The organism is Pseudomonas sp. N2-3-1-14 (assembly GCF_041228395.1).
Taxonomy (GTDB): domain Bacteria; phylum Pseudomonadota; class Gammaproteobacteria; order Pseudomonadales; family Pseudomonadaceae; genus Aquipseudomonas.
This window is the reverse complement of sequence record NZ_CP166199.1, coordinates 5,546,181-5,567,420: the sequence shown is the minus strand read 5'-3', so window position 1 is coordinate 5,567,420 and position 21,240 is coordinate 5,546,181. Positions and strand designations below refer to the sequence as shown.

The 21,240-nt window shown below is 56.7% G+C and carries 16 protein-coding genes; 4 read left to right on the top strand and 12 right to left on the bottom strand.

All coding sequences use genetic code 11. The features are described 5' to 3' along the window. Positions 1-14: 14 nt before the first annotated feature. A complete protein-coding gene (gene ycaC, locus AB5I78_RS25780) occupies positions 15-647 on the bottom strand; it encodes an isochorismate family cysteine hydrolase YcaC (protein ID WP_242201397.1) in 633 nt (210 codons plus the stop codon). 298 nt (positions 648-945) lie between these two features. On the opposite strand from ycaC, the gene AB5I78_RS25775 reads away from it, so the two are divergent. Then, entirely contained in the window at positions 946-1,182 is a 237-nt protein-coding gene (locus AB5I78_RS25775) for a hypothetical protein (protein WP_369302428.1), read from the top strand. A 46-nt stretch (positions 1,183-1,228) separates the two neighbouring features. Here AB5I78_RS25775 and AB5I78_RS25770 read toward each other — a convergent pair whose 3' ends face one another. Continuing rightward, positions 1,229-3,100: a DNA/RNA helicase domain-containing protein gene (locus tag AB5I78_RS25770; protein WP_369302429.1), complete on the bottom strand. Its 1,872-nt coding sequence runs from the start codon at positions 3,098-3,100 to the stop codon at positions 1,229-1,231. 24 nt (positions 3,101-3,124) lie between these two features. Further along, positions 3,125-3,508 carry a nucleotide pyrophosphohydrolase gene (locus AB5I78_RS25765; protein WP_369302430.1) on the bottom strand — a complete coding sequence of 128 codons (384 nt, stop codon included), beginning with the start codon at positions 3,506-3,508 and terminating at the stop codon, positions 3,125-3,127. A gap of 494 nt (positions 3,509-4,002) precedes the next feature. Between AB5I78_RS25765 and AB5I78_RS25760 the strand changes: the two genes are divergently transcribed. Continuing rightward, the gene (locus AB5I78_RS25760; RefSeq protein ID WP_369302431.1) at positions 4,003-5,439 is read left to right on the top strand and encodes a hypothetical protein; all 1,437 of its coding nucleotides are present in this window, start codon (positions 4,003-4,005) and stop codon (positions 5,437-5,439) included. 311 nt (positions 5,440-5,750) lie between these two features. Here the strand turns inward: AB5I78_RS25760 and AB5I78_RS25755 are convergent, their stop codons facing one another. From AB5I78_RS25755 to AB5I78_RS25715, 9 genes are all read right to left on the bottom strand, one after another. Continuing rightward, positions 5,751-6,521 carry a S24 family peptidase gene (locus AB5I78_RS25755; protein ID WP_242201764.1) on the bottom strand — a complete coding sequence of 257 codons (771 nt, stop codon included), beginning with the start codon at positions 6,519-6,521 and terminating at the stop codon, positions 5,751-5,753. Positions 6,522-6,735: 214 nt separating this feature from the next. Further along, the gene (ppa, locus tag AB5I78_RS25750) at positions 6,736-7,263 is read right to left on the bottom strand and encodes an inorganic diphosphatase (protein ID WP_003176323.1); all 528 of its coding nucleotides are present in this window, start codon (positions 7,261-7,263) and stop codon (positions 6,736-6,738) included. Between the two features lie 93 nt (positions 7,264-7,356). Then, positions 7,357-8,187 carry a zinc-dependent peptidase gene (locus AB5I78_RS25745; protein ID WP_369302432.1) on the bottom strand — a complete coding sequence of 277 codons (831 nt, stop codon included), beginning with the start codon at positions 8,185-8,187 and terminating at the stop codon, positions 7,357-7,359. Positions 8,188-8,193: 6 nt separating this feature from the next. Continuing rightward, entirely contained in the window at positions 8,194-8,850 is a 657-nt protein-coding gene (locus AB5I78_RS25740) for a DedA family protein (RefSeq protein WP_106579396.1), read from the bottom strand. 420 nt (positions 8,851-9,270) lie between these two features. Continuing rightward, entirely contained in the window at positions 9,271-9,729 is a 459-nt protein-coding gene (locus tag AB5I78_RS25735) for a GNAT family N-acetyltransferase (RefSeq protein WP_369302433.1), read from the bottom strand. 96 nt (positions 9,730-9,825) lie between these two features. Next, positions 9,826-10,656, bottom strand: coding sequence for an ethanolamine ammonia-lyase subunit EutC (eutC, locus tag AB5I78_RS25730; protein ID WP_369302434.1), 831 nt, complete (start codon positions 10,654-10,656; stop codon positions 9,826-9,828). Then, on the bottom strand, positions 10,653-12,047 hold the full coding sequence (locus AB5I78_RS25725; RefSeq protein ID WP_145162525.1) for an ethanolamine ammonia-lyase subunit EutB: 1,395 nt from the start codon (positions 12,045-12,047) through the stop codon (positions 10,653-10,655). The genes eutC and AB5I78_RS25725 overlap by 4 nt, the downstream gene beginning before the upstream one ends. A 53-nt stretch (positions 12,048-12,100) precedes the next feature. After that, positions 12,101-13,534, bottom strand: coding sequence for an ethanolamine permease (gene eat, locus AB5I78_RS25720; RefSeq protein ID WP_145162522.1), 1,434 nt, complete (start codon positions 13,532-13,534; stop codon positions 12,101-12,103). A gap of 219 nt (positions 13,535-13,753) precedes the next feature. Further along, complete coding sequence (locus AB5I78_RS25715; RefSeq protein WP_369302435.1) at positions 13,754-15,274, bottom strand: aldehyde dehydrogenase family protein; 1,521 nt, start codon at positions 15,272-15,274, stop codon at positions 13,754-13,756. Between the two features lie 272 nt (positions 15,275-15,546). On the opposite strand from AB5I78_RS25715, the gene AB5I78_RS25710 reads away from it, so the two are divergent. After that, positions 15,547-17,448 (top strand): sigma-54-dependent Fis family transcriptional regulator, encoded by a 1,902-nt coding sequence (locus AB5I78_RS25710; protein WP_369302436.1) that lies wholly within the window; start codon positions 15,547-15,549, stop codon positions 17,446-17,448. Between the two features lie 173 nt (positions 17,449-17,621). Beyond that, positions 17,622-20,855, top strand: coding sequence for a hypothetical protein (locus AB5I78_RS25705; RefSeq protein ID WP_369302437.1), 3,234 nt, complete (start codon positions 17,622-17,624; stop codon positions 20,853-20,855). Positions 20,856-21,240 lie beyond the last annotated feature (385 nt).

Sequence of the window (21,240 nt, the reverse complement as noted above, 5' to 3'; positions counted from 1 at the left end):
GGGGGCTCTCAACCTCAGCCCTGACGCGCCGTCACCGCCGCATACCCATTCATCAAATTCCGATAGTTAGGAATCCGCTGAGACAACAAATTCCCCAACCCTTCCATGTCATTGCGCCAGTCACCCTGCAACTCACACGCCACCGAAAACCAATTCATCAACTGCGCACCGGCCTGCGTCATGCGGCTCCACGCCGCCTGCTGCACCGTGGTATTGAAGGTGCCCGACGCATCCGTCACCACAAACACCTCAAACCCCTCCGCCAGCGCCGACAACGTCGGGAACGCCACACACACATCCGTCACCACACCCGCAATGATGATCTGCTTGCGCCCAGTCGCCTTGACCGCCTTAACGAAGTCCGCGTTATCCCACGCATTAATCTGACCAGGGCGAGCGATATACGGCGCTTCCGGGAACATTTCCTTCAGCTCCGGCACCAACGGGCCGTTAGGGCCTTGCTCGAAACTGGTGGTGAGGATCGTCGGCAAGTTGAAGAACTTGGCCAGGTCGGCCAGGGCCAGCACGTTGTTCTTGAACTCGTTGGGGGAGAAGTCCTGCACCAGCGAGATCAGACCGGTTTGGTGGTCGACCAGCAGAACTACGGCGTCGTCTTTGTTCAAGCGGCTGAGGGTTGGAGTGCTCATGGTTGAAATCCTTTTTTGGTTGGGTTGGTTGGCGTTGCGTTCAACATGGGCACAGATTAATGGGTGGGGCGTGGGGGATAAATCGGGTGGGGTGAGTCTTACTGTCAACTCAAAGGTGACAGTGGTTGAAGAGCCAGCAGTACCGGTCCCTTTCATTTGCAGGACGTTTCCTAGAGAATCCGAGCGGCTTGCGCCAGCAAAATCCCGCGACTAGGCTGCGGACCGTCACTGCCTATTCAGTGATCGGGTTTAGTCGCCCGGAATCGATTGGTACACACTTTTTGATAGGAGTTGTGCCATGGAAAATGTTGTTTCGGGTTTGCCCTCATCGGCTGTGACTAAGCCATTTACTGTTAATGAAGAGCTGAGCTTCGAGGATGCCTGGGTGCGGGTGGCTGAGTTGCTGCAGTGTGCGGTGGCTACGTCGCAAGTGCTTGGTGAACCGCTGGGAGCGCCGCATCGGGCGGTGACGCATTTGGTGGAGATGGCGAAGCTGGTGGCGGATCGGGCTGTGGAGTGTTTGCAGCTGAGGTGATACGAGGCGCTTGCTTCGTGTAATCGAAGCAAGCGCCAACGAGCTATCAATTGTGGTTTTGATTTGTCAGCCGGCCCGCAAAGTACTGAGCAGTTTCAGGATCTGTGCAGTAGAGGTAGCAGCCCTTCATTCCCCGAGTCATTAAGGTCCGGTACGTGTTCTTGATGATCAGGTCCGTTTCCCCTTTGGCCAGATCGGGTTGCTCCTTCATCATCTTTTTCCATCCTCGAATGGACTTGTCATTTTTATCTCGCTCAAGAGCCGAGGTAAGAACGTGTCCATCCCGTACGATGAGATCTGGGCCGATAATCACGCCGATGTAATCGACTTCCAGACCCTGGCAAGTATGGATACACCCGACCTGATCAACCGAATTCTCCGCAATGATCCACAAACTGCCATCCTGGTCCAGATTCCATTGGCGTTCGTAGTCGCTGCCTATGACGATGTCGGACTCTCGAGCATCCTTCTTGCTGCGCCACGGCCAGCAATAGCCGGCTACCACTCGGGCTTTGTTGCCGTGGTTCTTTTGCTCGATGGCCGTATGCATGGCTTGAGGCGTGTCGAATATTTTGAATTCATATTCGCTGTTATCAAGCAGTGGGTTGGCAGTTGCACGGATATCCAGTACGTCGTCCAGCCAAGCCAAGTAGCCATCGGACCCACTGCAACGAAACTGTGATGACAGCGTGTATTCCTCGACCTCAGCCCCTTTTGCTTTTGCAAAGGCGCGGATGGCCTGTTTGCTGCCAATGTCATTCAGGGTGACTCGTTGATCTTCATCGATGAAAAATACTGAGCACTTGGCCGACTCGATCAATTCCTTGATTTGGTTTTCACCCAAATTTGCGTAAAGCCCGCTTTTTTCGTTCAGCCGGTGGGCTTCGTCGACAATGAGCGCATCAAAGGTGTTGGGGGCGGTATCGATGAAGGCGCCTGAGCCTGAGAATAGATTCGAGAAGTGACTACGTTTTACCGTACCCACCAATTTGCTTTCATAGACTTTTCTTGGCGCAGCATTCTTTGATACGTACTTGCTGAGTAACCCAAGGCTTGTGAGCCTCACGAGCAAGTTGATTGCCAGGACTGTTTTGCCCGTCCCTGGGCCGCCCTCGATGATAATCACCTTCGGCGCAGCCTCAGAAGCAGTGCTCGCCGCTGCAAGTGCGGATTCAAACGTCGCTTTTTGATCATCGATCAATATGAATTCCGGCTGACCTTTCAGAAGTCCTTTAAGTGCGTCAGCCAAAGCCTTCGACGGGCGAATTTTTCCGTTGGAAAGCTCATAGAGTATTTCCTTGTTATCACCGTGAAGGATGTGTGTCTTGAGAAAAGCGCGCAGCTTTTCTAGCTCATCCGGTCCTTTGAGGAAGAGCGGAGCTTTGCTTATGTACGCCTCGTAATGCGCCGAATTTATGACTCCGTCACTGACATAGTTGTGAAGATAAGCGCAGGGACGGACCTCAATGCTTTTGTCATAGACCGCCTCGTTGAAGCCTTCCAGCAATGCGGCGTACGACCAGACCTGGTAAGAAGGATGGATGGTTTCCACTATGCCGCCACCCAAGGCGGTTTTGACGATTGCGTCCTTAGTGGTCGCTGTCGATTTACTCCACTGCTTTAACTCAATCAGGACAGCGTTCTTACCTTGATTTGCATCCCTGCCAGTCATCAAAAAATCGATACGCTTAGAGGATTGGGGAATGTGCAGTTCAATAGCCAATCCGGCGTCATTCGGTAGTTCCTCATCCCGGAGCACCTTCGCCATGTACGTCAGCGAGCCCTGCCAGGATTTTATCTCCGATGCCCCAACGCGCTTGCCCGTGGCTTCTTTGTAGTGCCTGAGAATGACCTCTTCGATGTCGTCGTTATCGTTGTCTTTGAGGAATTGCTGTTTGGTCGCAGCGTAAACGATCACGAGAAATCCTTAGCGCGTGGTATGTCAGAGTTGGTCGTATTTTTTGCTGGAGCTTTTGGCTTTATCGACTGGGTACTTCAAACCGTTAAGCGCGAGTTTGCTTTTGGTGGCCTCGTTCAGATCGACATCCAGCACACTGGCCAGGCGGACCAGGTACATAAGGACGTCTGCGAGTTCGTCTTTTACGGCTTGTGCTGTTTCAGGACGCTTTGCCGCTTCCACGGAGTCGGCCTCACTCATCCATTGGAAAATCTCGCAGAGTTCGCCCACTTCACCCGTCAGTGCCAATAGAAGGTTCTTCGGAGAGTGGAATTGTCGCCAGTCGCGATCATCGGCAAAGCGCTGCAATGACGCAGAAAGATTTTCAATGTTTACTAGGTGCTCGGGTGTGCTACCTACTTCGCTCACAGGCTCACCTCTTAATCGCCGATGGTTATCGCATCCGTAAATGGATTTGGAAAACTAGACGGGGATTGTAAGAGAATTCTTTCTGGCTGTGAGTTTTTTGCGGCCTGAGCTTGAGGTCATTTTTTATGAGAGGCCTGCGCAGCTTTTGAGAGGAGCTTGCGTACGGATCCGAGTCTAGATTTTTGCTGCTTGAAGGCGATTAGACGCATCAAAACGTTGGAGATGTTTTTGGTCCTCACCCAATTTTTTGGTTTACCGAAATTCTCTACGAAGCCTTAGGCGATTCATATTGCTGATTTTTCGAAGGATGATTACTGCGTGAATGCGAACGGTCGACCGACCTTTTTCAATCGCAAGTGGCGCCCCAATCCACATTCTCTTCACCTACTATCTACGTACCTTGAAATCTTTTCTAATCTAGGTTCATGATGTGATGGCGTTCGGCTACTCTTTACTGAGCCGTTAAGGCTGCATTTCACTCAATGGAAGAGAAGATGAAAATAAGCGAGCGGTTTCAGTTAAACGCCAATCAGTTTGAACTAGACTTCATAGATATTGACACAGATGTCGACCTCCCACTCTTTTTGGATCCGGCATTCTTAAGCGTGAAGCAAGACTCATGGTCTGTGAATGCAAACCGTACACTCAAAAGTTTTTTCCAGACGTTCGTGAATCTCTTTAGAGCTGGCGAGATGGAAAGTGCACGAGGTTTGTTGAATTATCTTCATGAGCCAAATGAAATTTGTTTGGGGCTTTCTTCAGATCGGCCCAGAGGTAATGCAATAGGAAGCGTTGATGGAGAAAAACTCTTCCAAAGCATCATTACTAGTCGGTCTGTAGAAACCGGAGTTGTTGAAGATCTTCAGGACTTCAGGCTTTTTATCGATGGTATTGATCGGGATAAAGTTTCCGATATGACCGTCAACATAATACGGCTCCATTTGATCGAGTATACCCAGGCACAGTGTAAGCTTTGGTTGATTCCGATGCAGATGAATGCACAGAGCGGCTTCTATTGGAATCGGAGTATTTCTGCTTGGGAGACTAGCTATCAAGAAATGTTAGTTATTGATCAGAGACCCATCATATTTGTTCCAAAAGCTGTAGTTTCTTATGCTAAAAAGTACACTCCTCAGCAATACTACAACAAATTTGTTCTCGAGTTTCTCCAAGAGGATCACATACGAAGAGCGACTCCGCTTGTTGGGCACAGACGTGACGGGAGCCAGTTTGTAACTAAAGTCTCTTTGAAAGAGAAGGTTGCTCCATATTCCAAAGGGTTTTTGACTGATTTCACCGCAAGACATCCCGAGGTATTTGCAGACTTTAAGAATTGGATCGCGAGCGATGCTAAGTCTTTAGCTAATGAAGAGTTAGACGGTCGAAACAATATTGTTATCGCTGAGTACCTGAAGAGAAAGCTTCGTGATGTAGAGGCAGGCGCCAACGGCGCGACGCAATATCATCGTGTGGCAGTGGGTATATTGGAGTTTCTCCTTTATCCAGATGTAATATGCCCAGTGGTGGAGGCGGAGATTCATGATGGACGTAAACGAATAGACATAGTTTTTGATAATGCAGCGGCAAGTGGCTTTTTCTATCGGATCCATACGATACATCAAACACCCGCTCAGTTTATTTTTGCTGAATGCAAAAACTACACCAGAGAAGTGGCAAACCCTGAGGTTGATCAGCTATCTGGCAGGTTCTCTATGAATAGAGGGAAGTTTGGAATCTTGCTTTTCAGAGAGGCGGAAAATATGGAGCGTCTAATCCAGCGGTGCAATGACACTTACAAAGATGGTAGAGGTGTGATGTTACCCATAGCTGATGCCGACCTCATTACTATGCTTGATCGAGCAATAGACGGCGATACTAGCCCGTATGAGCGCTTTTTCAGTGATAGGTTTCGGCGTGTCGCGTTGCCTTGATGGCGATGAGTTAGATTACATAGCCTTTAGGCACAATGCATGAATCGAAGCGTAGGGGGCGACGGTTCATGATCAAAAATTCTTATACATTAAGGAATCTAAGGCATTAAAAAGCCGGCTTGTGGCCGGCTTCTCGGGGACTGCCTCAGCTTGTTTTTGACAAACCTCACCAGCCTTCAAATCGCTCAGCCCACATCACGTCTGGCTGAATAGTAAGGGCATCAGCGGGAACTCCTCCGCATCGCCAGGCAGGATGGATAGCGCAAAGCCACCCCCTGCCAAATGTGCGGCGGATGATACCCACATTCACCTCAAATGCCTACCTCCGGGTCCGATTTAGAGCCTTCCCAGCCCAGCAGGTGTTCGTCCAGTGGCACCGGTCGGCGGTTGTTGAGGGTGGACCACCAGAACACCCAGCCCACGATCTGAAAATTCTGCTCAAAGCGTTGCTCGTGGGTGAGGTATTCGTCCGGGTGTTCGCTGGCGTTGTGGCTGCGCATGCGCAGGCCGCCGCCGGGGCGGTTGTAGAGGTATTTGATGCGCAGCATGCCGTCGTGTTCGACGGCGTAAATTTCGCCGTCGGTGATTTGGCTGCGGCCGCGGTCGATGGCGAGGGTGGCGCCTTGTTGGATGATGTCGATCATGCTGTTGTCGACCATGTAGGCGCCTATGGCACGGTCGGGGTTTACGTTGAGGGTTTCCAGAGTATGCAGCGAGACGCGGATGCGTTCGCTTGAGGTGAAGGTGGGGTGGAGGGCGATCTCCACGTCGATTTTTTCCGGGAGGCAGGCGGGGCCTGTGAGGTATTTACCGCTTTCTTCGCGGGTGGGCAGTCCTTTGGTGGTGCCGGGGCCTTCCAGCAGGAAGTTGGCCGGTGGGTGTTTGAGGCCTTCGCCGGTGCGTAGCCAACGGCTGGAGACGCAGAGCAGTTCTGCGATCTCGTTGAGTCGGCCCATGGGCACGCCGCGTTTGAACCAGTTGTTCACGTGTTGAGGCGTGACGCCGCGGTTCTTGGCGAAGTCGGAGGCGGAAAGATGAACTTCCCGTAATAACGCTTTTAGTCGATCACCTGATGTATTCATAAACGCAGAGTTTACTGGCCGGAAAAAGACATCAAATAAACTATGCGTTGAATTGCGTGTGTAGGGATTTACTTAGTTGTAGGTTGATATGTCAGTGTCTTAACGCTGTTAAACATGGCGCATTAAACATTGCACTTGGAGTTTAATTTTTCCCACAAAAAAAGCCCCGAATAGTCGGGGCTTTTTTGATTGCCGGGGCAATGAGGAGCGGGTATCAGCCTTTGTAGGCAGCCACCGACTTCATGATCTCGGCGCGGGCGGCGTCTGCGTTGCCCCAACCGTCGATCTTCACCCATTTGCCTTTTTCGAGGTCTTTGTAGTTCTCGAAGAAGTGCTTGATCTGTTCCAGCAGCAGTGGCGGCAGGTCAGTGTATTCCTTCACGTCCACGTACAGCTGGGACAGCTTGTCGTGGGGCACTGCGATAACTTTGGCATCGCCGCCGCCGTCGTCGGTCATGTTCAGGATGCCGACTGGGCGCGCGCGGATAACCGAGCCTGGGGTAACCGGGTAAGGGGTTACAACCAGCACGTCGAGGGGGTCACCGTCGTCAGCCAGGGTGTTGGGGATGAAACCGTAGTTGGCCGGGTAGAACATTGGGGTGGCCATGAAACGGTCAACGAACAGGCAGTCGCTGTCTTTGTCGATTTCGTATTTGATCGGCGCGTGGTTGGCCGGAATTTCGATGGCGACGTAGATGTCGTTCGGCAGGTCTTTGCCAGCCGGAATCTTGCTGTAGCTCATTGGGCGATGCCCCCGTAGTTGGCCATGGAACATGGCCGGATTGGCCTAAAAGTGGCGGCGATTATAGGCATATTCTGACGCCGATGCCATGCGTCAGACGTCGTACGGCGCGTGGCGTTCCGTCTGATAGCGCGCGTCGCTGGCTTGCAGTTGGTGCAGGCGGGCCAGGGGATCCTGGCGATAGAAGCGGCTCAGTTGCGCGTACACCTGTGGATAAGTGCTGACCAGTAAATCCGGGGCGCTGAAAAAATATTCGCTGGTGACGGCAAAGAACTCCGCCGGGTTTTCGGCGGCGTAGGGGTCGATCTCGGTATGGGCGTCCGGGTTGGCGTCGAGCTGGCGATTGAGGTCATCAAAGGCGCTTTGCATCACGCTGGCCCATTCCTGCACGCGCATGTCGTGATGCAGCGGCGGCAGGCCGTTGGCGTCGCCGTTGAGCATGTCGAGTTTGTGCGCCAGTTCGTGGATCACCAGGTTGTAGCCTTCCCACTGGCCGCTGGCCAACACGCCGGGCCAGGCGAGAATCACCGGGCCTTGCTGCCAGGCTTCGCCGCTGTGTTCGCCGTCCCACTCGTGTTCGACGCCGCTGGCATCGCGATGGCGTTGCGGGCTGACGAAGTCGTCGGGGTACAGCACGATCTCGTGGAAGCCCTGGTACCAATCGAGGTCGCCCAGGTTCATCAACGGCAGTTGCGCCTGGGCGGCGAGCAGCAGGCGGTGCTCCTGATGCAGCTCGACGCCGGGCAGGGCGGTGAGGTGTTTTTCGGCGAGGAAGACTACGCAGGCTTCGCGCAGCCACCGGTCTTGCTCGGCGCTGATGCCGTCGAGAAAGCTCAGGTGGTGGCGCACCCGTTGCCAGGTGTCATCGGCAATCGGGTGCTTGGCCAGCAGGCGCCGGCGACGCCAGGCGCTGAGGGACCACATCGCCGGTTACTGCGGTTTGGCTTCGGAGGACGAGCGGCCAAAGCGGCTGCGGAACACACCGATGATCATCGGGATAAGCGACAGCAGGATGATAAATACCACCAGCAGCGACAGGTTCTTCTTGATGAACGGCACATTGCCGAAGAAGTAACCCAAGGTCACCAGGCCGCCGACCCACAGCACGGTGCCGAACACGCTGAACCCGAAGAAGCGCGGGTAAGGCATTTTGGCGATGCCGGCGACGAAGGGTGCGAAGGTGCGCAGGATCGGCAGGAAACGCGCCAGGGTCACGGTTTTGCCGCCGTGCTTGTCGTAGAACTCGTGGGTTTTTTGCAGGTAGTCGCGGCGGAAGATTTTCGAGTTCGGGTTGCTGAACAAGCGTTCGCCCACTGTTCGCCCGATCACGTAGTTGGTGCTGTCACCCAGAATGGCCGCCAGCATCAGCAAGCCGCCCAACAGGATCGGGTCCATGCCGCCGCCTGCCGCGATAGCGCCAGCGATGAACAGCAAGGAATCACCGGGCAGGAATGGCATGACCACCAAGCCGGTTTCGCAAAAGATAACCAGGAACAGAATGGCGTAGATCCACACTCCGTAGTTTCTCACCAGCATGTCGAGGTACACGTCGAGATGCAGGATAAGGTCGAGCGGGTTGAAATCCATGGATGGCACCTGTGTGAATGGGCCGGCTCAGCAGGCCAGTGCGGGGTCTACGGGTAAGTAAGGCTACAAGTGTATGCCGTATTTCTTACAACCCTGAAAGGTCCGCATTATACGTATTGAGAGGTGAAAAGCGTGTGGGTTTTGTAGCGGGGCGTGTCGTGGGTATGTCCGATCTACATTGATCCAAATAGGGGAACGGGTCTTCTGTGGCGAGCGGGCTTGCTGTGGCGAGCGGGCTTGCCCCGCGTTGGGCTGCGAAGCAGCCCCCCGAGAAGTTCCGCATTCCTTCAGTTATAACTCGGCGGCTGGTTTTGGGGCTGCTGCGCAGCCCAACGCGGGGCAAGCCCGCTCGCCACACTCAGCCCGCTCGCCACTGTAAGGCCGTTCACCACAAGGGGAAGCCAACGCCATTCGGCGTTATCAGTTTTCGCTGATCGGCAACACGTAGTTCTTGAACTCCGTATCCTCGCGAAAGCCGATCGACTCATAAGTCTTCTGCGCCACCTCGTTATCACTGCTGGTCGACACCCGCAGTCGTACCGCATGGGTTTCCTTGGCCATTTTCTTGGCCGTGCGCATCAGGTTGTCCGCCACCAATTGCCGGCGCGCATCTTCGGCCACATAGATATCGTTGAGGATCCACACGCGTTTAAGCGACAGCGACGAAAAGCTCGGGTAAAGCTGACAAAAGCCCAGCAACCGCTTGTCATCATCGTCGGCCAGGGCCAGGTAGATCACCGACTCCTTGCGGCGCAGGCGTTTTTCCAGAAACGCCCGCGATGAATCCGGAAACGGCAGCGCGCCATAGAACTCGCGGTATTTGACGAACAACGGGGTCAACAGGTCCAAGTGTTCCAGGGTCGCTTGAGTAATCCGCATGCCAGGCCTCAACTTCCAAAGGGGGGATGACCACACAAGCGGCCGTGACCGGATGCTGCCTAATGGCGCGAAAAAGCGCAATCGTGCGGCTATCGTTCATTCCGGCGGGCTGAGCAGGAAATTGCCTTTCATCAGGTCAGGATCATCCGATTCAATGGTCTGCACCTGTGCCTCGTCCTTGAGATTGACCCCCGACAGCTGCCGGCGACACGCCTCTTTCATCAAGTAAAGCAGGCGGTGCGCGGCCATGCCGTAGCTCAGGCCTTCCAGGCGCACATTGGAAATGCAGTTGCGATACGCATCGGTGAGCCCGACCTTGGGGTTGTAGGTGAAATACAGCCCCAAGCTGTCTGGCGAGCTGAGCCCCGGCCGCTCGCCGATCAGGATCACCACCATCTTGGCGCCCAGCAATTGGCCAACTTCATCGGCCACCGCCACGCGGCCCTGTTCCACCAGGATAACTGGCGACAAGGACCACCCTTCGGCGTGAGTCTGTTCTTCCATGCGTGTCAGAAACGGCAGCGTGTGTTTATGCACGGCCAGCGCCGACAGCCCATCGGCCACCACCACGGCCAGGTCCACACCGCCAGGGTTGGCGGCGGCGTAGTCGCGCAAGCTCTGCGCCGACTCATCACTGAGGCGTCGCCCCAGGTCCGGGCGTTGCAAATACATATGCCGGTCAACGGCGGCGCTGTGCAGCAACAGGCTGTCACGGCCGCGCTCGGCCAATTGGCTGCTCAGGCCTTCATGGTCAAAAGGCAGGTGCACCGCATCGCGCGCCTGGGCGTGGGCGAATTGGAAGTCCAGCTGCGCGCTGGTGGGAATGCTGGTGCCGGTGCGGCCCAGGGCGATGCGCGCAGGCGTGAGGCGGCGCAGTTCCAGCCACGGGTTGTCAGGCAGTTCTACTTGCACAGGCGGCTCCTTCATCCCAATTGCTTCAAGGCGTGGCGAAATGCCGGTGGCAGGCTGTTGCCGAAGTGCACCTTGCCGTCGGCTTGCGTGAAGATGCCCATCTTGGCCAGCCACTGTTCAAACTCCGGCGCCGGTTTTAAACCCAATGTTTGCCGGGCGTATAACGCGTCGTGAAACGAGGTGGTCTGGTAGTTGAGCATGATGTCGTCGGAGCCGGGGATGCCCATGATGAAGTTGATCCCGGCCACGCCCAGCAAGGTCAGCAGGGTGTCCATGTCATCCTGGTCGGCCTCGGCGTGGTTGGTGTAGCAGATGTCGCACCCCATCGGCACGCCGAGCAGCTTGCCGCAGAAGTGGTCTTCGAGGCCGGCGCGGATGATCTGCTTGCCGTTGTACAGGTACTCGGGGCCGATAAAACCTACAACGGTGTTGACCAAAAACGGCTTGAAATGCCGCGCAACGGCGTAGGCGCGGGTTTCACAGGTTTGCTGGTCGACGCCAAAGTGCGCGTTGGCCGACAAGGCGCTGCCCTGGCCGGTTTCGAAGTACATCAGGTTCTGGCCCAAGGTGCCGCGGTTCAGACTCAAGCCTGCGTCGTAACCTTCCTGCAGCACGCTCAGGCTGATGCCGAAACTGGCGTTGGCCGCTTCGGTACCGGCAATCGACTGAAACACCAGGTCCAGCGGCACGCCCCGGTTGATGGCCTCGATGGACGTGGTCACGTGGGTCAGCACGCACGCTTGGGTGGGGATTTCGTAGCGCTGGATGATCGCATCGAGCATCTCGAGCATGGCGCAGATCGAGGCGATGCTGTCGGTGGCCGGGTTGATGCCGATCATGGCGTCGCCGTTGCCATAAAGCAGGCCGTCGAGAATGCTCGCGGCGATGCCCGCCGGTTCATCCGTCGGGTGGTTGGGCTGCAGGCGCGTCGACAGGCGCCCGCGCAGGCCCATGGTGCCGCGAAACTGGGTGACCACGCGGATCTTTTGCGCGACCAGTACCAAGTCCTGCACGCGCATGATCTTGGAGACGGCGGCGGCCATTTCCGGTGTCAGCCCCGGCGCCAGGGCGCGTAGGGAATGTTCATCGGCCGCGTCGCTGAGCAGCCAGTCGCGCAGGCCGCCGACGGTCAGGTGGCTGACCACGCTAAACGCCTGTTTATCGTGGGTGTCGATGATCAGCCGGGTGACTTCGTCGCTTTCGTAGGGGATCAGCACTTCTTCGAGGAAGTGTTTCAGCGGGATGTTCGCCAACGCCATCTGCGCGGCCACGCGTTCGCCGTCGTTCTGCGCGGCCACACCGGCCAGAAAGTCCCCGGAACGCGCCGGGCTGGCCTTGGCCATCACGTCCTTGAGGCTGTCGAAGCGGTAGGTTTGTGCACCCACCGCGTGGGAAAAGCTTGCCATACAGTGTCTCCTTGGCGACGCGGGCCAGCTGCCCGCGTCGAGGTTTACGGCATTCAGTGCAAGGCGGCCTCTGCGGCCTGGATCGCGGCGAATTCTTCTTCGGGCGTGCCTGCTACCAAGTGATGCCGGCTGTAGAAAGCAAAGTAAGCAATTAATACTCCATAGATGATCGCGGCGCCAATCACCACCCGTGGATCCACCAGAAAGCCCGCCACTACCGCTACGCAGGCCAGTACCAGCGCGACACCGGAGGTGAAAATGCCGCCCGGCGTGCGGTACGGACGGTCCATTTTGGGGCGGCGGATGCGCAAGGTGATGTGCGCGGCCATCATCAGTACGTAGGAAATGGTCGCGCCAAACACCGCCACCAGAATCAGCAAATCACCCTGGCCGGTCAGCGACAGGCCAAAACCGATGATGCCCGGGATCACCAGCGCCAGCACCGGCGCCTTGCTTTTGTTGGTCTGCGACAGCTTGCGCGGCAAGTAACCAGCGCGGGACAAAGCGAAGATCTGCCGGGAATACGCGTAGATGATCGAGAAAAAGCTCGCGATCAGCCCGGCCAAACCAACCAGGTTGACGAAGCTGCCCATCCAGGTCGAACCGCCGTAGGACAGTGCCAGCGCCTCAACCAACGGGTTGCCCGACTTGATCAACGCGTAAGTGCCCGCGCCGCCGGGGGCGATGACCAGAATCAACAGGGCAAAACTGGTCAGCACCACAATGGCGCCGATCAGGCCACGAGGTAGGTCACGCTTGGGGTTCTTGGTTTCTTCGGCAGCCAACGGCACGCCTTCGACGGCGAGGAAAAACCAGATTGCATAGGGAATCGCCGCCCATACGCCGACGTAGCCGAACGGCAAGAACGTGCTGGCGCCTTTGGCCTCGGTCACCGGGATGTCCAGCAGGTTCGCAACGTTGAAGTGCGGCACCATCGATACCAGGAACACGCCCAAGGCAATCGCCGCAACGGCGGTAATCACAAACATCAGCTTCAAGGCTTCGCCCACGCCGAAGATGTGGATGCCGATAAAGATGATGTAGAAGGCCAGGTAAATCATCCAGCCGCCAATGCCGAACAGCGACTCGCAATAAGCGCCGATAAACACCGCGATGGCGGCGGGGGCGATGGCGTATTCGATCAGGATCGCAGTGCCGGTGAGGAAGCCGCCCCAGGGGCCGAAGGCGCTGCGGGCAAAGCCATAGCCGCCGCCGGCGGTGGGGATCATGGAAGACAGTTCGGCCAGGGAGAAGCACATGCACAGGTACATGGTGGCCATCAGCAAGGTGGCGAGGAACATGCCGCCCCAGCCACCTTGGGCCAGGCCGAAGTTCCAACCGGCGTAGTCGCCGGAGATCACATAGGCAACGCCAAGGCCGACCAACAGCACCCAGCCGGCGGCGCCTTTTTTCAGTTCGCGTTGTTGGAAGTAGTCGGTGCCGACTTTTTCGAAGTCGACGGAAGAGCCAGTAGGTTCGCTAGGCATGGGAAAGTACCGTCCATTCTTATTGTTTTTAACTCGGCCTCTTTGTGCCGAATGCGAGTTGCGAGTACTTGCGAAGAGCTAATGTGGGCGCTGGCTTGCCTGCGAAAGCAGTGTGTCAGCCACCACACGCTTAGTTGATACACCGCCATCGCAGGCAAGCCAGCTCCCACACTTGATTGCATTTCAAGTTGAGAACTGGTCGCCTGTTACAGGTTTAAGTTAGAAAAAGCCCAACGGATTAATGTCGTAGCTCACCAGCAAGTTCTTGGTCTGCTGGTAGTGATCCAACATCATCTTGTGCGTCTCACGGCCCACACCGGACTTCTTGTAACCGCCGAACGCGGCGTGCGCCGGGTACAGGTGGTAGCAGTTGGTCCACACGCGGCCGGCCTTGATCGCGCGGCCCATGCGGTAGGCGCGGTTGATGTCGCGGGTCCACACACCGGCGCCCAGGCCGAACTCGGTGTCGTTGGCAATTGCCAGGGCTTCGGCTTCGTCCTTGAAGGTGGTGATGCTCACCACCGGGCCGAAGATTTCTTCCTGGAACACGCGCATTTCGTTGGTGCCCTTGAGCAGGGTCGGCTGGATGTAATACCCGCCGGCCATGTCGCCGCTGAGCTGCTCGACCTTACCGCCGGTGAGCAGTTGCGCGCCTTCGCCCTTGGCGATTTCCAAGTAGGAGAGGATCTTGTCGAACTGCTGCTCGGACGCCTGGGCGCCGACCATGGTGTCAGTGTCCAGCGGGTCGCCGCGTTTGATCTGCTCGATCTTTTTCATCACCACTTTCATGAAGTCGTCGTAGATCGACTCTTCCACCAGTGCGCGCGATGGGCAGGTGCACACCTCGCCCTGGTTGAAGAACGCCAGCACCAGGCCTTCGGCGGCCTTTTCGATAAACGACGGTTCGGCTTTCATGATGTCGGCGAAGAAGATGTTCGGCGACTTGCCGCCCAGCTCAACGGTGGACGGAATAATGTTCTCAGCCGCCGCGTGCATGATGTGCGAGCCCACCGGTGTGGAGCCGGTAAAGGCGATCTTGGCGATGCGCTTGCTGGTGGCCAGGGCTTCGCCGGCTTCTTTGCCGTAACCGTGCACCACGTTCAGCACGCCTGGCGGCAGCAGGTCGCCGATCAGCTCCATCAGCACGTTGATGCCCAGAGGCGTTTGCTCGGCGGGCTTGAGCACCACGCAGTTACCGGCAGCCAGGGCCGGGGCGAGTTTCCACGCGGCCATCAGCAGCGGGAAGTTCCACGGGATGATCTGGCCGACCACGCCCAGCGGCTCGTGGAAGTGATACGAGGCGGTCAGTTCGTTGATTTCGGCGCTGGTGCCTTCCTGCGCGCGGATGCAGCCGGCGAAGTAGCGGAAGTGGTCGGCCGCCAGTGGGATGTCGGCGTTGAGGGTTTCACGCACGGCTTTGCCGTTGTCCCAGGTTTCGGTGATGGCCAGCAGTTCGAGGTTCTGTTCGATGCGGTCGGCGATTTTCAGCAGCACCAGCGAGCGGTCCTGAGCCGAGGTCTTGCCCCAGGCATCTGCGGCGGCGTGGGCGGCGTCGAGGGCTTTGTCGATGTCTTTGGCCGTGGAGCGCGGGAAGTCGGCGATAGGCTTGCCGTTGACCGGCGAGGTGTTGGTGAAGTAGTTGCCATCCACCGGCGCGACGAATTCGCCGCCGATGTAGTTACCGTACTTGGCCTTGAACGAAACGATCGCGCCTTCAGTACCGGGATGTGCATAACGCATGGTGGGTATCTCCTGACTTTTATGTTTATTGGAGTTCAGCGGTGTTGCGCTTGATAAAGCGTAGAGCAAAGGTCGGGCCACTGCTTTGCAGGCCAGGTAAATCAAGGGCTTGAGGTTTATTGCAAAGCGTTGCTGTGACAGGGCTGGTACAGGCAGGGTGACAGTGTGTGCCACAAACGGTACAGCCTGTGACCGGCGAGTCTGCCCGGGATTGCAATGCCTGGATGGCTGGGGGATGCTGGCTGTTCTCACGCAGAGAGAATAATAAGAACATGCAAAACGATCATTTCAGTCGCCATGCCCAGCAAGTCCTTACCGTCACCCGTGGGCAGGACCTTGCCCAAGGCCCCGGCAGCGACCCGTCCATCGCCCGCTCCTGGCTGCGTTGCCTGGAGGATTATCACCTCGACCCCGCGTTGAGCATCGCCCCCACCGTGCTTGAACATGGCCGCCTGCTGGAAAGCCGCGAACGCCTGCAGCAGGTGCTGCACATTGCTGGCAGCGAAATGAACAGCCTGCATCAGCAGCTTTCCGGCGCCGGCCATGCGGTATTGCTCACCGATGCGCGTGGGGTGATTCTCAACTGTGTGACAGCACCTTCGGAACGCAAGATTTTCGAGCGCGCCGGGCTGTGGCTGGGCGCCGACTGGAGCGAAGCGTGCGAAGGCACCAACGGCATCGGCACCTGCCTGGTGGAGCGTCAGTCCCTGACCATTCACCGTGATGAACATTTTCGCGGCCGCCACACCGGCCTGACCTGTTCGGCGAGCCCGGTGTTCGACCCTCAGGGTGAGCTGTTGGCCGTGCTGGACGTGTCCTCGGCGCGTGAAGCCGTGTCGCGTCAGAGCCAATTCCACACCATGGCGCTGGTGAACCTGTCAGCGAAGATGATCGAGAGTTGTTACTTCCTGCGTCATTTTGAAAACCAGTGGTTGCTGCGTTTTCACCTGCAGGCCGAATCCGTGGGGCTGTTCAGTGAAGGGTTGCTGGCGTTCGATGGCGAAGGGCGGATCTGCGCCGTCAACCAAAGCGCGCTGAACCTGCTGGCACAGGCGCGTGGCGGTTTGCTGGGGCAACCGGTGGAGGCGTTTTTCGAGTGTTCCCTTGATCAGCTGCTTGGCCGTGCCAGCGCCAACGCCACGGCCAGTTGGCCACTGCGTACCCGTGATGGCCGGCATTTATTCGCCGCATTGCGCGGCCAGGCGCGCAGCGTACCGGCACCGCTGGCCAAGCCCGAGGCGCCGCGCCTGGCGGGTATCTGCCTGGGCGACCCGGTGCTGCAGAATGAGTTTCGCAAGGCGCTGCGGGTGTTCGAACGTGACGTGCCGTTGCTGATCAACGGTGAAACCGGTTCGGGCAAGGAAGCCTTCGCCAAGGCCGTGCATCAGGCCAGTCAGCGGGCTGACAAAGCCTTTGTTGCGCTCAACTGCGCCGCCATCCCTGAAAGCCTGATCGAAAGCGAGCTATTCGGGTATCGCGGCGGCAGTTTTACCGGCGCGCTCAAGGAAGGCATGCGCGGCAAGTTACAGCAGGCCGACGGCGGTACCTTGTTTCTCGACGAGATCGGCGACATGCCCCTCGCATTGCAAACCCGCCTGCTGAGGGTGTTGGAAGACCGTCTGGTCGTGCCCATCGGCGGTGAGCCGCAAGCAATCAATGTGCGGATCATTAGCGCAACCCACCGTGATTTGTTGGCGCGTGTGGCCAGCGGCAGCTTCCGCGAAGATTTGTACTACCGCCTCAATGGCCTTGAAATTGACGTACCGCCTTTGCGTGAGCGCAGCGACAAAGCCCAATTGCTGGACTTTTTGCTCGCCGATGAGGCGCCAGGGCAGGTCGTGTTGCTCGACCAGATAGCGCGCCAGGCGCTGCTGGACTTTGCCTGGCCGGGCAACGTGCGGCAGTTGCGCAACGTATTACGCACCTTGGCGGCGTTGTCCGAGGATGGGCGCATCAGGTTTGACGACTTGCCGCCAATCATTCGTCGGGCCCGCCCCGTCGTGGCCTCTGAACCGGTTCCCGGTCTTGCCTTGAACGATGCGGAGCGCGTGGCCTTGCTTGAAGCGTTGCAGCAACACCATTGGCACATGACCCACACCGCTGAGCATTTGGGGGTGAGCCGAAATACGCTTTACAGAAAGTTGCGCAAACACGGGATTGAACGAAGTTCTTGAGCTTAGTCAGGCCATTAACGCCGGTTATGTGTTGCGTAATGTAGAGAGAGAAACAACCAGTAATTGACATATCCGAACGCAGACTTTTCGGCAGTCTGTTGTGATGTTTGTAGGCGGTTGCACCACTCAGTGCGTGAACAGTCAGCCAGACTGTTTTGCCTGCGAGGTGTTGAATGACTAATGTTTCGAAGTTTAGTCCACAGCCAATCTTTGCAACTCATGCAGCGGCGCCGGTCGTGAAGTCCGCCCCGGCGCCTGCCGATAACCCTGCCATTGGACAGGCGCGCAATACCGCGTTGCCGGACAGCACCGCGTGCCGTGCCACGGGTGATGCCCAATTGGCGAGGTTCTTCGCAAGCGCATTGGCCACGCGTTCCTACCAGACGTCGGGGATGTCGCCTGATGTTCAAGTGCCCGCGGGGTCCACGCTTGGGCGTTGGCGCGCCCAGCTGGACAGCGCGTTCAAAGCCCCTGGGTTCCTCGCGTGGGCAAAAGGGCAGGGGCTTGATACGGCGGGCATGCAACTGGACCCGGCGCGCGGGGAGCTTGCCGGCATCGTCGACGGCAAGGTGCAGACTTTTACGCTGCGGGACGATTCGGGGTGGTCCGATGTTTCCCGAACACTGTTGTCGATTGCCAGGGTGATCGCACCTCAACCCGGGCATGGGTTCAGTTACCCCTGGCCGGAAGGCAAAGTGCCGTTGTACACAGTGGGCCGGTTTTACAACCAGCCGATAGACCTCACGCCGGCGCAAGCGGCCTTGCACCGCAAGAAGCTGGCGAATAAGGCGCTGTTTGAATTCGCGCCCTCGGCTTATGCATCGCTGCGGTCTGCAGAGGCGTTGGCCCAGCAGCAGACGGCGCTGGGTGATGACGCTGACCGTCATGCGCTCATGACTGCGCTGAGGTCTCAGGCAGACGACGCCAACGGGAGCATCGACCTGGACCAGGTCATGCTCCAGATCGACCCGCGTTCCAGCCGATTTGCCAGCGAGCAGCGCCGCCAGATGAGCGTGGCGCAAATGCTCAGGCAGGATGGGCATAAAGTGCCCGTCAATAGTCAGCAGGCCCAGGGTTTGGCGCTGGCTTTATCCTTTGACCTTGCCCACCGGGCACCGCGGGCGAACGCTGGCGGGGCAAGGCCGATTGCTGGTTTATTGAGCGCTACCTCACTGCGCAAGGTCCGCGCAACGGTAGTTCAATGGCACAAGGCCCAAGTAACTCACCGTTCAAATCCTCAAGCGGGTGCCGGCAGCTTATTACGGGGGTTGATCAGCGAGCTTCCTCCGGCCACCAGGGCGACGATAGCGAGCAACCCAGCGTCGGCATTGGACCAGCTGATTCGATCACCCAAGGCGCGGGCCCTGGGTCAGGAGATACAAAAAAAGATCAAGGTGATCGAGACGCCCACCAGTGTCATTGAGAGTGTAAGTGTCGCCCTGGTGCAAGAGCTTGATCCTGGAATGGGCAAGTCCTGCTTCAACCTGGCGGGCTACAATCTGTATCAAAGGGACAACGCAGGTTACTCACCGGCAACCATCGTCAAAAGTTTCATCACTCACCTTGAGCGTAAGGTCGGGGTTGAAGCCGCGCCTCTTGCTGCGCAGCTGTTATTAGCGGCAGCCGCCCCGGAGTTTTTGGTAAAAGACATCCCGCCTAACCTTGTTTACGGCTCTCATACATGGGCGAACTTTTCCATCGAAGTTTCACGTATAGAGCAACAAGTGCCTGGCGCTTCGGGGAACATGACGTTCAGCCAGGTCATGGCGTTTGGTGAAGCGCCGCTTACGTCCCTGGAAAGCGAGGATCAGCTGAGCGCTGCGTCAGGCATTGCGATTATTACCTGGGGCCTGGCCAACGGCGTTATCGCGCATAAACCTGACCACAACTATACGTACACAGACGTCAAGCGTTCCCAAGAGGCATTGAATAAACAACAAAAAGAGCTGGCGTGGGCGCGTGATACCTTGTCAGCGCCTGCGATGACACGAGAGCAGTTGGCGGCGGCCGAGTTGAAGCGGGTGTTTCCTGAGTTGGACCCCACCCAAAAAGTATTGCAGGCACCGTGGGTCAAACATGACCCTGTTTCGCTGCTTGATGTCTATATGAGCGGGCCGATCAAGCCAGAGCGCTGGCGGTCGCTGAATAACAAGGTGCTGCCTTGGGCGGCAATAACGCCACGCCTTACTCAACTTGTTCCCGATATCAATCAGGTATTTTCTACAACGTTTGAGAACTATAAAGTGGCGCACGACAGTGCCTGGGCCATTCAGTTTAAGTATCAGCTTTCGCTTTTACCCAGTGAGGATCAAGCGCGGATCGAACAGTCGGCGGTCAGTTTTATCGAGGTGTCTCGCCCCTTTCTCAATACAGCGCCCGCACCGGGATTGTCCTGGAACAGTGCAGAGCCTGTATCAGGGCTCTCCTTGTACGCCGATATCAAGCCCCGCACGCCGACAGCACAGGAGATAGAGGCACTCAAGGGCCGGCATGGTTTGCTCATGAAAGTAGCGGGGAGTGCGGGCCAGGCCAGCTACTACAGTTACTTCCCGGCATTGGGGCGGTTCGTCAAGGAAAGCGGGTTTCCGGGTGAACACACCAATGCTAACGATGGCGCTTATTTTGGCGGGAGCACCCAAGGTCGTGTTCCGGGCACGTACAACGTCTATACGCAATACGGCGCGACCCACTACGGACCTGATCCCCTTGAACACCCCGGTACATTACACGGGACGTATTTTTCCGCCAAAAGCGGTGCCCTTGGTATCACCGCAGCCAGCTTTTTTACCCGAGACTATGAGGCGCTAAAGTCCAAAGCGTCCGTCATGACAGCGATAGAAAAAGGAAAGCGCTACGACAAACAGTTGAAGGATTTTTTTCTTGGGCTTATCCCTTTCTACGACGGTATTCAGGACGCGATTAAGGGTGACGTATCGGGCGCGATCTTTAATATCGGCTTCGATATTTTAGGCTTTGCGCTTCCGGCGCTTAACACGGCTCGAAAAGCAGTCAAGGGCGGTCAGTCGCTCGGCAATGTCATCAAGAGTTCGATCTTTTCCGGTGTCGGCGCTTCGGTGGGCTATACCGATGCGGCCGATATTGCAAAAAACCTTAATCGAGGGGCGAGCGCTGGGTATAAAGATATCAAGTACGTGCTTGAACATGGCGACGAGGTGTTGTCCCGATTAAGAGGGCGCTGGCGCAGCTATGATGTGACAAAAGTTTATAAAGACGATGATATCGTTAAGGGGTTTCATCGCATGCAAAGCAATAATTCGTTGGCGCCTGTGGTTGCAGTTTTCAAGAAAGGTGCGTGGTACGCCTACAATATTCTCACTAATACGCCGTTTGGGCCTCAGTTGCTGCAGTTTGGTGTAGTGAGTGCGATAGCCCCTGCGGCCAAATAATTTAGCAGGTAGTTACATTGTGTTAAGTGATGGTCTCTTCGTATTTGAGAAGTTATGGCTGTGGGTAAGTGGCATGCTAATTAATCGGTTGTATATTTATGGGCTCTGGTCGGAACGTTATTAGTTGTTTTGCCACGTATTAAATGAAGGAAATGGATGACTTTCTAATGTTAATCAACCATTAGGTAAATCATTATGATGTTTTCAAATTCAATCTCGCGGCCATTGGCATTCTCAAAGATCGGCGATCTTTTCTCCACGGGTTTTAACAGGGTGGATGTCTCGGGTGTTCCTTCCGGTTCTACGCGAGTGATTGACGCGCCGAAACTGGAAGGCGGGCAGGCAGTAAACCCGGGCTGGCAATCAGGCCTATGATCAGCAGTTC